This is a genomic window from Candidatus Leptofilum sp. (assembly GCF_965223525.1).
In the GTDB taxonomy this organism is placed as follows: domain Bacteria; phylum Chloroflexota; class Anaerolineae; order Promineifilales; family Promineifilaceae; genus Leptofilum.
In genome coordinates this window covers 1,935,098-1,947,292 of sequence record NZ_CBDCWX010000005.1, presented here as the reverse complement: position 1 = coordinate 1,947,292, position 12,195 = coordinate 1,935,098, and the positions used below count along the sequence as shown (strand labels likewise).

11 protein-coding genes and 1 other RNA gene are annotated in these 12,195 nt (G+C 54.6%); 9 read left to right on the top strand and 3 right to left on the bottom strand.

Going from position 1 to position 12,195, the window contains the following annotated elements:
* The first annotated feature begins 81 nt into the window (after positions 1–81).
* From ACOQPM_RS14015 to ssrA, 9 genes are all read left to right on the top strand, one after another.
* Positions 82–414, top strand: a complete 333-nt coding sequence (locus ACOQPM_RS14015) for a cupin domain-containing protein (protein WP_420629885.1) — start codon at positions 82–84, stop codon at positions 412–414.
* Positions 415–506: 92 nt separating this feature from the next.
* Positions 507–1,589 (top strand): hypothetical protein, encoded by a 1,083-nt coding sequence (locus ACOQPM_RS14010; protein WP_420629884.1) that lies wholly within the window; start codon positions 507–509, stop codon positions 1,587–1,589.
* A 128-nt stretch (positions 1,590–1,717) separates the two neighbouring features.
* The gene (locus ACOQPM_RS14005; protein ID WP_420629883.1) at positions 1,718–2,539 is read left to right on the top strand and encodes a YwiC-like family protein; all 822 of its coding nucleotides are present in this window, start codon (positions 1,718–1,720) and stop codon (positions 2,537–2,539) included.
* A 178-nt stretch (positions 2,540–2,717) separates the two neighbouring features.
* Positions 2,718–4,409 (top strand): ABC transporter permease, encoded by a 1,692-nt coding sequence (locus ACOQPM_RS14000; RefSeq protein WP_420629882.1) that lies wholly within the window; start codon positions 2,718–2,720, stop codon positions 4,407–4,409.
* Between the two features lie 84 nt (positions 4,410–4,493).
* Positions 4,494–5,543, top strand: a complete 1,050-nt coding sequence (locus ACOQPM_RS13995) for an ABC transporter ATP-binding protein (protein ID WP_420629881.1) — start codon at positions 4,494–4,496, stop codon at positions 5,541–5,543.
* A gap of 114 nt (positions 5,544–5,657) precedes the next feature.
* Positions 5,658–6,170 carry a ferritin gene (locus tag ACOQPM_RS13990; protein ID WP_420629880.1) on the top strand — a complete coding sequence of 171 codons (513 nt, stop codon included), beginning with the start codon at positions 5,658–5,660 and terminating at the stop codon, positions 6,168–6,170.
* A 101-nt stretch (positions 6,171–6,271) separates the two neighbouring features.
* Positions 6,272–7,168, top strand: a complete 897-nt coding sequence (locus ACOQPM_RS13985) for a sucrase ferredoxin (RefSeq protein ID WP_420629879.1) — start codon at positions 6,272–6,274, stop codon at positions 7,166–7,168.
* Between the two features lie 205 nt (positions 7,169–7,373).
* Positions 7,374–8,642, top strand: a complete 1,269-nt coding sequence (locus tag ACOQPM_RS13980) for an NAD(P)/FAD-dependent oxidoreductase (protein ID WP_420629878.1) — start codon at positions 7,374–7,376, stop codon at positions 8,640–8,642.
* Between the two features lie 89 nt (positions 8,643–8,731).
* Positions 8,732–9,147: a transfer-messenger RNA gene (gene ssrA, locus ACOQPM_RS13975) on the top strand.
* Between the two features lie 124 nt (positions 9,148–9,271).
* Here the strand turns inward: ssrA and ACOQPM_RS13970 are convergent.
* The 3 genes from ACOQPM_RS13970 to ACOQPM_RS13960 all read right to left on the bottom strand — a co-directional run bounded on the left by ACOQPM_RS13970 (position 9,272) and on the right by ACOQPM_RS13960 (position 12,149).
* Positions 9,272–10,336, bottom strand: a complete 1,065-nt coding sequence (locus ACOQPM_RS13970; RefSeq protein WP_420629877.1) for an iron ABC transporter substrate-binding protein — start codon at positions 10,334–10,336, stop codon at positions 9,272–9,274.
* A gap of 217 nt (positions 10,337–10,553) precedes the next feature.
* Entirely contained in the window at positions 10,554–10,937 is a 384-nt protein-coding gene (locus ACOQPM_RS13965; protein ID WP_420629876.1) for a hypothetical protein, read from the bottom strand.
* Positions 10,938–11,069: 132 nt separating this feature from the next.
* Complete coding sequence (locus ACOQPM_RS13960; RefSeq protein WP_420629875.1) at positions 11,070–12,149, bottom strand: VWA domain-containing protein; 1,080 nt, start codon at positions 12,147–12,149, stop codon at positions 11,070–11,072.
* Between the last annotated feature and the right edge of the window lie 46 nt (positions 12,150–12,195).

Genomic DNA, 12,195 nt, shown 5'->3' with positions numbered 1-12,195 from the left:
TCAGACGGCGTGGCCGCTCTCCTAACCATGCCACAATGACCATTTAGTACAATAAGGCTGGACAAACCAATCCTGGAGAAAATGATGAGCAAACCAACTTACGGACTTGTTGAAAACGTGGCGACGCTGCTGCCAGAAATTCCAGCGGAATCAATTGTGAGCCGGAAGGTTTACAGTGATGATTTATTGAAGGTGACGCTGTTTGGCTTTGCCGCAGGCGAGGAGCTAACGGAGCATACGGCCGCTTTCCCAGCTACCCTCCATTTTTTAAGTGGTGAAGCCACGCTGACCCTGGGTAAAGACTCGGTGGAAGCCCAGCCGGGCACCTGGGTACAGATGCCTGCCCATTTGCCGCACAGCGTTTTGGCGAAAACGGCCGTTACCATGCTGCTAACCCTCACCATTACCAAATAAAAAACAATCCGCAGATTTCGCAGATTCACGCAGATTGGGTGAAAATCTGTGATAATCTGCGTGAATCTGTGGATAAATTCTTTAGTTGTCTTATGAAAAACAAGATTCCCCGCATTCAAATCCCAATTATGATTGGCGTGCTCCTGGCTTTGCTGGCTGGCCTGTGGGCGGGGCTTATCCGCGTGGGGTGGCGATGGCCCGCCATCCAACCGATGCTGCCCACACTGCACGGCCCATTGATGATTTCTGGCTTTTTGGGAACATTGATCAGTTTGGAGCGGGCAGTGGCCATGAAACGGCCGTTTACTTTCATTGGCCCGGTGCTAAGCGGTATCGGGGCCATTTGGCTGGTGGTGGGGCTTCCCATTGCCGTGGGCCAATGGCTGCTGTTGCTGGGGAGTGTGGGTTTAACAGCCGTTTTCATCCGCATCGTCCGCCAACATACCGCCAGCTACACAATAACGATGGGACTGGGTGCAATCTGCTGGCTGGTTGGCAACGCCCTGTGGCTGGGCGGCTGTCCCATTTTCCGCATTGTGTTTTGGTGGGCGGGCTTTTTAGTGTTGACGATTGTCGGTGAGCGTCTGGAGTTAAGCCGAGTGGCACGCCTGTCTGCCAACACCACCCGGCTGTTTGTGGCGGCAGTGGCCTTGTTTGTGGCAGGGCTGTTTGGTGTGTTGGTCTGGGGCAGTTTGGGTACACGGCTCATCGGGCTAGGGCTCATTTCGTTAGCAATTTGGCTGGGATTGTTTGATATTGCCCGAAAAACGGTGCGGCGGTCTGGATTGACACGCTTTATCGCCGTGAATTTATTGCTGGGTTATGCGTGGCTGCTGATTGGTGGGGTAACGGCCGTCTGGTTAGGCCAAGTCGTCGCCGGGCCTCGCTATGATTTTATGCTGCACGCCATCTTTGTAGGCTTTGTGTTTGGCATGATTTTTGCCCATGCCCCCATCATTTTGCCCTCGATATTGCCCATTCAGGTACGGTTTCATCCTATTTTGTACGGCCCGACGATTTTCTTGCATCTGGCACTGCTACTGCGGGTAATTGGGGACGCAGGCGGCTGGCAGCCGGTGCGCGCCTGGGGTGGATTGCTGAACGCGGTAGCCATCCTGTGGTTCATGGGCCAAATGGCGTATCTGGCCGCCACACCCAAAAGGTTGTCAAATTAGGACGCTGATTTGCCTGATTGCCCTGATTTTGAAGAAGTTATTTAATAAATCAGGAAAATCAGGGCGATCAGCGTCCTATCTTTCATTCCAACTTTCACGAAGATGACACACACGATAAAATGAGCAATATGACCGACTCGCAGCCGCAGGCTCAACGGCCGTCTCGCTTCCGCAAACAGCTACTTTTACCCGCCGAACACGGCTCGTGGAGCTGGTTGCTGGTGCCGTTCTTGGTAGGAACGGCCGTTGCTGAACTGATCAATTTGCCCATACTGCTAGTGTTGGTGGGTGGTTTGGCTTTTTTCCTGCTACGGCAACCCGCTACCGTGTTGCTGCGCGTGCGGCAGGGCAAAGGTCGCCGCAGCGATGGCCCGCTGGCACAGCGTTTGCTTTGGATTTTGAGCGGGGTGATGCTGGTTTGCGCCATCGGGTTGGTGTGGTACGGCCGTTTCGTCATGGTCTGGCTGCTGCTCCCGTTTGCTGTGCTGATGGTGGCCTATATGCAGGTGGCGCAGCAACCACAAAGCAGCCGCTCCTTACCGATGGAGCTAATCGGCGGGGCGGCGCTGGCGCTGATGGCTCCAGCCGCCATGTTAGCCGCCATTGGCACATCCTACCCAACGGTGTGGCTGGTATGGGGCTTGATGGCCGCACAAAACGTGCTGGGCGTCTTTTATGTGCGGCAGCGCATCGCCGATACGCATGAACGGCCGTTTAATCGGCAGCCCGTCTTGTGGAGTCATGTAGTGGGGTTGTTGATTGTGGGAGGAACGGCCGTGGCTGGACTGATTCCCTGGCTGGCTATCGTGCCTTTTGCGGGCTTTTTGCTCCGCGCCCTGTGGGCATTCCAACAGCCCCGCCCCGTCAGCAACATCAAAGCGTTTGGCTTCCTGGAAGTCGGTATTGAACTCCTCAGCGGTGCCTTCATTGCCGCTGGCTATCTGCTTTAGCAATTAGTTTAACCTCGGTTAACTTTTGACTTAACGTGCCGCTTTTTTGGCTTGATCGCTCGTTAATTAAAAAGTTGACCGCCCCCCCTTGTTTCATATCCTAATTACTGCATAATTTTAGAGAGGGTAGCTGATCTTTTTCGGCACAAACTTTCCAACCAAATTGTAGGATAACAAAATGGGTGTTACTGATTTTGGCAATGTACAGGGAAACGTCCGCACACTGCCCAGAATCAAACTGAATGTAAATCTGGATTGGCTACAGCAGCAGAACTGGTCGCCGTTCCATTGGCTGCTGGTGGGCAGTGCTGGCTTGGTTGCCGCCCTGATTCTGCTAGTTCCTGCTTATTTGTTACTGCGCGTGGGTACCGGCTGGGCGGAGGCGTGGCAAACCCTCTCCCAAACCCGTACGCTGGAGATTCTGGGGAATACCCTGGGATTGGCTGTGTCGGTAACGGCCGCTTCCGCACTGATTGCCGTGCCGTTGGCCTGGCTTACCACCTGCACCGATCTGCCCGGCAAGCGTTTTTGGGCAGTCATTGTGGCCTTGCCGCTGGTGGTTCCCAGCTACGTGGCCGCCTATCTTTTTGCTTCAATTCTTACCCCCAAGGGATTGCTCCAACAAATTTTGCAGCCTATATTCGGCATTGAGCAACTGCCCAATTTTTACGGCTTCCCTGGTGCCTTTTTAGTGCTGACGCTGGTAAGCTATCCATTCATCTTCCTCACCGTGCGGAGCGCCCTCAAGAAGATGGACCCCGCATTGGTGGAAGCGGCTCGCAGCTTGAGCATGTCGCCGTGGCGGGCGTTTTGGCGGGTGACGGTGCCTTATTTACGGCCGTCCATAACCGCTGGTGGCTTGCTGGTCATGCTCTACACTCTGCGTGACTTTGGTGCCGTGACAATGTTGCAATACTCCACCTTCACCCGCATCATCTACAATCGCTATCTGGGCTACAAGCTGGACATGGCGGCGGCGATGGCGTTGGTGCTGGTTTTGGTTACGGCCGTTATCCTCATCCTGGAGCAGCGCAGCCAAGGCAGAGCTCGCTACGCCCGCGTTTCCGTTGGCGTGGCCCGCACCCAAACGCCAGTTAGGCTGGGCCGTTGGCGTTGGCTGGGACTAGGGTTCACGGGTTTGCTCTCATTTTGGGCGTTGATTGCACCGTCGCTGGGGTTGGCCTACTGGTTTTGGCGCGGCCTCAACCAGGACTGGACAGTGAAAACGCTGGGCGCAACCCAAACCAATGTAGCCTCGCTGCTGTCGCTGGTGGAACCCGCCTGGCACTCTCTCTCGGCATCGTTGCTGGGAGCGGGCTTGGCCATGCTGCTGGCGTTGCCCATCGCCATTTTGGTGGTGCGCCGTCCGGGTCGCCTCAGCCGACTGTTTGAGCGGCTGTCGTACGCCAGTTTTGCCCTGCCGGGCATCGTGGTGGCGTTGGCTTACGTCTTTTTTGGCACCAACTACGCCTCCTCCCTTTACCAAACCTTGCCGATTTTGCTCATCGCTTACGTCATTTTGTTCATTCCGCAGGCGGTTGGGGCACAGCGCAGTTCGTTGCTGCAGGTGTCGTCTAGTTTGGAAGAAGCAGCCCAAAGTTTGGGAAAACGGCCGTCTACCATTTTCCGCCGCATCACCCTGCCACTGGTTAAACCAGGAATGCTGGCCGGAGCAGCACTGGTCTTCCTCACCTGCATGAAGGAACTGCCCGCCACGCTCATTTTGAGTCCGCTCGGCTTCAACACCCTGTCGGCCGAAATTTGGTCCAACATCGGCGAAGCCTTCTTCGCCCGCGCCGCCGCCCCCACCCTGCTGCTGCTGCTGCTCTCCTCCATCCCCCTCGCCTGGATGACCTTTAGGAATAATTAATGGTGAATTGTGAAGTTTTAATTGTGAACGAGCTTGGTTTTCATTCACAATTCATAATTCACAATTCATAATTCACAATTCCCCATGTCCACCGTCATCTGCCGTAATCTCCACAAATCGTTTGATAATTTGCCAGTGGTGCAAGATGTGAGCTTGTCTGTTGCGCCGGGAGAGATTTTGGTGCTGCTGGGGCCAAGTGGCTGCGGCAAAACGACCACCCTGCGCCTGATTGCGGGGTTTGAGAGGTTGGATGACGGCCGTATCGAAATCAACAACCAGCTCATGGCCGACGCCACGCACCACGTCCCGCCAGAAAAGCGACGCATCGGCATTGTATTTCAGGATTATGCCATTTTCCCCCACCTCAGTTTGGCGCAAAACGTAGGTTTTGGTCTTAAGCGCGGCCAGTCAGCGCGGGTGGACGAGATGCTGAATTTTGTGGGCTTGGATGGCCTGGGTGAACGGATGCCGCATCAGCTTTCTGGTGGGCAGCAACAGCGCGTGGCCTTGGCGCGAGCCTTGGCGCCGCAACCCATTGTTTTGCTGCTAGATGAACCATTTTCTAACCTGGATGCGGCGTTGCGGGTAGAGATGCGGCAAGAGGTGCGGCGTTTGCTCAAGGCGAGTGGCACAACGGCCGTATTCGTTACGCACGATCAGGAAGAGGCTCTGTTTATGGGCGACCTGGTGGGGGTAATGAACGGCGGGCGGCTGGAGCAAGTTGGCTCGCCAGAAGCGATCTTCCACCAGCCCCGCTCACGCTTTGTGGCTGAATTTTTAGGCCAGACCGACTTTTTACCGGGCCAAGTCACTAAGCAGGGTGTGCAGACGCCGCTAGGCATCTTGCCCCAAACCTTGCTCCTGCCCAACGGCACGGCCATTGAGGTTGCCATCCGCCCCGATGATTTGCAGGTGCTGCCAGATGATGCGGGGAACGGCCGTATCGTCTCACGGCAATTTGTGGGTATCGCCTTCGTCTACGGCGTGCGCCTGAACGACGGCACGCTCGTCCACAGTTGGCAGCCGCATGAGAATAGTTTTGTGGAGGGAACGGCCGTTTCTGTCCACTTTGCTTCCCCTCACAGCTTGCCCTGCTTCCACCAAAACCACGTTGTTCCCGACAAAAGTCGCTGAACAAAGCTCACTTTGTTTGTATAATAAATACGGTAGGTAACTGAGTAATTATGTAATTAGGTAATTGACATAATTACTTAATTACCCAATTACTAATTGCAAAAGGAGATCAAAATGATCATTAAACCAAAAGTTGTTGAGGCCATGAATGCCCAAATCCAAAGCGAATTTGCAGCCTCGGCGCAGTATGTGGCCATCGCTGTTTACTTTGATGAAGAAACCCTGCCTGATCTGGCCGCATTTTTCTATCGCCAGGCAGAAGAAGAACGGGAACACGCCATGAAGTTTATCCATTTCATGCTGGAAGCAGGCGCCAAGCCCATCATCCCCGGCTTGCCAGACATGCGAAACGAATTTGAGAGCGCCAGCGATGCCGTACAGTTTGCCTTGGATCAGGAAATTAAGGTAACGAACCAAATCAACAATATCCTTTCTATTGCTGAAGCAGAAAAGGATTATGCCAGCATTCAGTTCTTGCAGTGGTTTGTTACTGAGCAGGTAGAAGAAGTGGATTCAATGACCACCCTGCTAGATACGATCAAGCACGCGGGGGGCGTGCTGCTGCTAGTAGAAGATTTTGTGCGGCGCACGATGGCGGCTGGCCACTTTGACGAAGGCGAAGAGTAAGCTGAGTAACAATATTGCGTATTTCGTATTGCGTAGCTAGAAAACACGAAATACGCAATACGAAATAGTTTACAACCCCACTACCTCTTAAAGAAGCAAAGATGCTTACTCAACCATCCCCCGATTTTTACTGTACCGACTGGTCGCTGGCTATTGATGAACCGCTGGCTGGCACGGCCGTTTCCAACAAAGTTTGGCTCTTTCTGGAATACAACCAACCGTGGGCGGCCAATGCCACTAGCGACAACAGCCTGCCCCAATCCGTGCAAGATTGGTTGGCAGGACAGGGTGGGTTGGTAAACGGCCGTCTCCAATTCATCAAGCAGCCACGCGGAGAGCGCACCCATTGGGCTTTCTTCGTGGCCTGCTTTAGCGACGCTGATTCCCGCATTTACCGCTTCGATCTGCCCAGCTACGACGATCTGTTCGCGCTGGATTTGTCCGCCATTGTAGCGGGAAAGGCCCGTTACGATGCCAATCGCACCGCAGAAGCGCACATCTTGGTTTGCACCAACGGCAAGCGGGATGTCTGCTGTGCGCTGCACGGCGTGGCGCTGCTGCGTGCGTTAGCTAGTGCCAACGTGCCCAACCTGTGGGAGACCACACATCTCGGCGGCCATCGCTTTGCGCCAACGCTGCTCACCTTGCCTGATGGCGTGAATTACGGCCTTCTCCATCCCCAAGACGTCCCCCAATTCCTCACCCATTTGCAAAACCGCACCCTTTGGTTAGAGAAGCTGCGCGGGCGGGTCTGCTACGAACCCGTGGTGCAGGTGGCAGAACAATATTTGCGTCAGGAAACGGCCGATTTTCGTTTGGATACTTACCAACACACCGCCACTCAAACGCTCGGCGAAGGGGTTTGGCAAGTGCAGTTCCAGGCTAGCGGCGGTCAGACCCACATTGTCACGATTGAAACGGCCGAACCGCTCACCACCTACCCCAGCTCTGGCTCACTAAAAGCCAAAACCTTTCCCCAGTTTCGCGTCACGCTTTGAAGCGCCAAGCACAGGGCAGTAAATTTACGTTAACAAAAATCGTGCGCCTTGTGCCTGGCACTTTGGTCACTTGACCCGCCGTCTACACTCCTCCAAAATAGAGGCACAGAAACTTGCCTGAAGCGGGTCAGAGACGATCGTATGAGTTCTCAAAAATCTCTGTGCCCTCTGTGGCGAAAATCCAGACAACATTGAGCCGTGAGCCATGAAAACAATTCCCTTTTGGCAAGATGATTTCCCCCGCCCAGACACGCTGCCGGTGTCTGTCTTGCCGCAGCGGGTGGATGTGGCTGTGATTGGCGGTGGCGGAACCGGATTGGCGGCAGCATACACGTTGGCAAAAAGTGGGGCAGAAACGGCCGTTCTCGAACAAGATCGCATTGGCAGTGGAGCCAGTTCGCGTCACGCAGGCATCGTCACCACCGGGTTCCGGCAAAGCCTGGCCAACTTGTTTGATCTGCACGGCGAGGCGTTGGGGCGGCAGCTTTGGCAAGCGTCGCTGGAAGCAGTTGATCTAGTCGGCGAAATTGTGGCCGACGAGGGAATCGCCTGCGACTTCACCCGGCGCGGCCATCTCACGCTGGCCGCCAAGCCATCCCACTACAGCTCAATGAAAACGCTAGCCGACTGGCTGGACAAAGAGATGGATTTTTCGGTGACTGTGCTTTCTGCTACTGAGGTAGAAACGGCCGTTGGCTCCCAAACATATTATGGTGGAATGGTCAATGAGTGGAGTGCCAGCCTGCACCCAACCAGATATTTGTACGGGCTGGCAGGGGCAGTAGCGCGGCATGGGGGACTGTTGTGTGAGAAAACGGCTGTCACCCGCCTGGAAAAAATCGCCCAAGGGTTCAACATTCACACCAGCCAAGGCTCCGTGCAGGCACGGGAGGTGCTGCTGGCAACCAACGGCTACAGCGGCAAGCTGGTGCGTCCCATCCAGCGGCTGGTGTTCCCCATGAACAGCGTCGCCATCGTCACCGAGCCGCTCACGGCAGCCCAGCAGCAGTTGTTGAACCCCAATGGCTGGTCGGCGCAAGATTCCCGCTGGTTGCCCCACTATTTTAGATTGACGCCAGACGGCCGTTTCCTGTTTGGCAGTCATCGTCATTGGCGGTTAGAGCAGGATTTGCTGGACTGTGCCGAGACGCTGCGCCAGCAAATGGTCAACCGCTTCCCCTTGCTGGCAGATGTGCCAGTCGCGAATGTGTGGGGTGGCAACCTGGGGCAGACCTTCGACATGGTGCCACACATCGGGCGGCTGAACGGGGTGCATTTTGCCCTGGGCTACAGCGGGCAGGGCGTGGCGCTCTCTGCCTATCTGGGCCGCGAGGCGGGTTTGCTGCTTTCTGGGCAGAAGCGAACCAGCCCCTTCGTTGCCATCCGACCCGTCACTCACTTCTACTATCGCCAACGCGCCCGCTTCGCCCCGCTGCTGGGTCACTATTATCGCTTCCTTGACTGGGTTAGTTGAGCGAGCAGCCGTTCATCCCTTCACCTAGTCAATTTTTACGTTCCTCAAATAGACGGCCGTTTCCCCCTATGCTATACTTTAATTTGTCTGGGGATGACTGGCTTCGACGGGGAAGGCTGGTCCTGGACTGCAAGCCGAGCACGCTTTACACCTCGTAAAACTGGAAGCAAACAATAAGTGCAAATACACGCACAAACTACAGCGCTATGCCTTTGGCTGCTTAATCCCAGCTAAAACCTAGCGTGCGGCTTCCAAAGACGGAAGCTTCGTCTACCTTATTCGCTCGTTGGCCGGGTGAGTGTTAGGCGACATCAATGCCAACGTGCTGCGTCTTGATGCTGCTAAAGATGCTTAAGCGACTCTTTCGGGAGTCAGCAGCGGGCTGTTAGCTGACCCAGTTGGTCGGGGTGCCTATCAGCTAAACCCTAAAATAGGCCAACTAAGCTTGTAGACGTCTAGAGGCCGAATTTTTCGGACGCGGGTTCGATTCCCGCCATCTCCACCTTAATCAAAAACCGGATGTTGAGTGAAAATGCAGCTCAACATCCGGTTTTTGATTTGTTACGAGACTTTTGAAGTTTTTTTGTCCCATTTTGCAATTTTCGGGGAAACTTCAAAAGTCTTTGCGTTTACTCGATGATGCCTAGCGCCAACAGCATGTCCTGCGTGCCTTCCAAATCGGCTAAATCGTTCATGGAAATGGAAAGAGCAACTGAATCCAAGTCAGCGAAAGCGGCAAGGCCAGGGTTAATATTGATACCTGCCACCACGGGATACTCAAATGTTTCATCGGCAAAGTATTGCTGTGCCTCAACCGAGAGCAAAAAGTCAATGAAGCGTTGAGCATTCTCGGCATTGGGTGCAGTGTTCAAAATACCCGCGCCAGACACCATAATGAGCGATCCTGGCCCACCGCCGGGCAAGAAGTAGTTACGCGCTGCGAAGCCTTCACCTTCTTCTGCCAAAAAGCGGTGCAAATAGTAATGGTTTACAAAGCCAACAGCCACTTCCTCAGCCGCTACGCCTGCCACAATTGGGGTATTCTTAGGATAAACGACAGGATTATTGGCCTGAATGCCCTGCAGCCATTCGCGTGTTTTGTCGTTGCCCCAGGTAGCGCGCATGGCGGTAACCATTGCCTGGAATGAGCCATTGGTGGGTGCCCAACCAATACGGCCGTTCCACTCTTCCCCCACAAAATCAAAAATGTCCGCTGGCAGCTCACCCGCAGGATCATTAATCAGGCTGGTGCTATAAACCACGACGCGGGCGCGGCCAGAAATGCCAACCCAATTGTTACTATCTGGGGTAAAGCGATCCGGTACCAAAGCAATCGTGGCCTCTGGCAGGGTGGAAAACATGCCTGCGTTGGCGATTGCACCGAGCCCGCCTGGGTCCTGTGCATAAAAAAGGTCGGCCGGGCTGTTTTCACCTTCTTCCAGCAGCACACCTGCCATCTCTGAGGTGCTACCGTAGCGCACCTGCACATTGATGCCCGTTTCGGCCGCAAATTGATCAATAATCGGCTGCACCAGGCTCTCGCTGCGGCCTGAATAGATAACAAGATCACCTGCCGTTTCCGTTTCAAAAGCAGCATCATTTTCTGTGGCGGGTTCCTCACTACCGGAACCACAAGCTGCCAGCAGTAAAAGCAAAAGTATCAAGACAAACTGTCTGGACTGTTTGGTTAACATAAAACTTCTCCTTTGAACTAATTTGAGACCCCAGGTTCGTTTATAATGTAGTTTGCATCCAGCAAAAACCTGTTAGTTCTGCATAAGCGGGATTATGCCGAAAAGATGAAGGTAAACAATGGCAGGGGATCATTTGAAAGTGAACGGCCGTATCCAAAAAGTTTGACAGCCGTTCATCCAAATTCAAGCAGTGGTTAATGCAAAAGTTAACTAGGGTTTACAATTCCAGCAGTACGCCAGGCAGCCAGCAGATCAGCACGGCATGGCGGTTCGTGGGCGCACCCGCAGCCTGGGGAAAGGCGACGGCGTCCCCATTTGGCGAACGGCACATCTTTGGCACGGGGATGTCAGTATCCTGCACCAGGGCATCGAGCCACATTGCTTCAGAAACGGCCGTTTCCGCCCCACGCCACTGTGGATTAGCCAACCGAAGTGCAAACTGCTGCCCATCATCTGCCCAAACGCGGTAAATAAGATTGGTATCCGTGCCGATAAGCTTGAGGCGAACGGCCGTAACGCCAAACCGCCCCAGCGCATCCAATGCCAACCCCCGCAGCAGCCGCAATTTTCCTTTCAATGTCAACTGTTCATATGGTTTCAAGTGAGGTTCCTTAACAATTGTCATGCCCGCACAGGCGGGCATCCAGGTGGTTGCCAAAGTGGATTCCCGCTTTCGCGGGAATGACAGCTTCTTTAAGCAGAAAAATTCGTAGTTATTCCAATTCGTTGTTGCCTACGGGTAGCGCCGCCATTTGAGGGAGAGGTAAACGGCCGTTCCCACAAAAACAGTCGCCACTATCACAAAAAAGACGCTGATTTCAATGGCTTCCTTCTGCAAAATAATTTGGGTGGGCAGCTCCTGGAACACTTCCAGAAGCTGGTCGGCACTTTCAGCACGATAATATTCGCCACCAGTCAAATCGGCCACGCCTTGCAGCGTCTCCTCATCAATCACCAAAAAGCGACGGAAGTTGCCCCCACCAAAGCCTCCCCCGAATCCGCCGCCAAAGCCTCCCCCAAATCTGTCGTTGAAAGCGTCCCCGCCTAGCTGTTCTTGGGTGCAAACCATCTCTGGAATCTCATCCGTGCCAAAGCCAATGGTGTAGACGCGCACCTGCCGATCGGCCGCCTGCTGGGCCGCATCTAGCGGGCGTGGCCCCTGGCTGTTGGCTCCATCCGTCAGCAGCACAATGATGTCTGGCTGGTAGGTCTCGGCCAGCTCTGTCACCGTCTCGTCGGTTTGTAGATTGAGGCCGCTGGGCGAAACGGCCGTATTCACCTCAGAAATGGCGTCAATAGATTTCAAGGTGGCGCTCCCAATCGCCGTCCCCAGAGAGGTAGTAAGGTTGGAGAGGGCATCACGCAGCACTTCCTTATCGTTGGTCGGCGGCACGATCAGTTCAGCAAATCCGGCAAAAGCAACCAGGCCAATTTGCGTTCCGTCTGCTTGCTCATCCACAAAGGCCAAGGCCGCCTCCTGCGCCACTGTTAGACGATTAGGCGGCACGTCCGTAGCACACATGCTCAGTGAAATGTCTAGTGCCAAAATAATTGTTGTGCGGCTCAACGGCACTTCCACCTCGGCCACGGGGCGAGCTTGTGCCAAAATCAGGCTCGTTAGCCCCAGCAAAAAGAGGGCAAACGGCAGATGCTGCCGCCAGCGTGCCCGCTTGGGCAACGCCGCCCGAATCAGCGACAGGCTGGAGTAGCGCACGGCAAACTTGCGCCGCCGTCGCAGCATCCAAATGTAAATGGCAATGCTCAACGGAATAATGAGCAGTAACAAAAGCAGCCAAGGCCAAAGGAAATTCATAACACCCACCACTGGGCTGTGGCCGGCGTCCTCGCCGTGCCGCTTG

What these genes read in the sequence shown, in the direction of transcription:
- ACOQPM_RS14015 (WP_420629885.1), top strand. Translation starts at nt 82, where the DNA reads ATGATGAGCAAACCAACTTACGGACTTGTTGAAAACGTGGCGACGCTG.
- ACOQPM_RS14010 (WP_420629884.1), top strand. Translation starts at nt 507, where the DNA reads ATGAAAAACAAGATTCCCCGCATTCAAATCCCAATTATGATTGGCGTG.
- ACOQPM_RS14005 (WP_420629883.1), top strand. Translation starts at nt 1,718, where the DNA reads ATGACCGACTCGCAGCCGCAGGCTCAACGGCCGTCTCGCTTCCGCAAA.
- ACOQPM_RS14000 (WP_420629882.1), top strand. Translation starts at nt 2,718, where the DNA reads ATGGGTGTTACTGATTTTGGCAATGTACAGGGAAACGTCCGCACACTG.
- ACOQPM_RS13995 (WP_420629881.1), top strand. Translation starts at nt 4,494, where the DNA reads ATGTCCACCGTCATCTGCCGTAATCTCCACAAATCGTTTGATAATTTG.
- ACOQPM_RS13990 (WP_420629880.1), top strand. Translation starts at nt 5,658, where the DNA reads ATGATCATTAAACCAAAAGTTGTTGAGGCCATGAATGCCCAAATCCAA.
- ACOQPM_RS13985 (WP_420629879.1), top strand. Translation starts at nt 6,272, where the DNA reads ATGCTTACTCAACCATCCCCCGATTTTTACTGTACCGACTGGTCGCTG.
- ACOQPM_RS13980 (WP_420629878.1), top strand. Translation starts at nt 7,374, where the DNA reads ATGAAAACAATTCCCTTTTGGCAAGATGATTTCCCCCGCCCAGACACG.
- ACOQPM_RS13970 (WP_420629877.1), bottom strand. Translation starts at nt 10,336, where the DNA reads ATGTTAACCAAACAGTCCAGACAGTTTGTCTTGATACTTTTGCTTTTA.
- ACOQPM_RS13960 (WP_420629875.1), bottom strand. Translation starts at nt 12,149, where the DNA reads ATGAATTTCCTTTGGCCTTGGCTGCTTTTGTTACTGCTCATTATTCCG.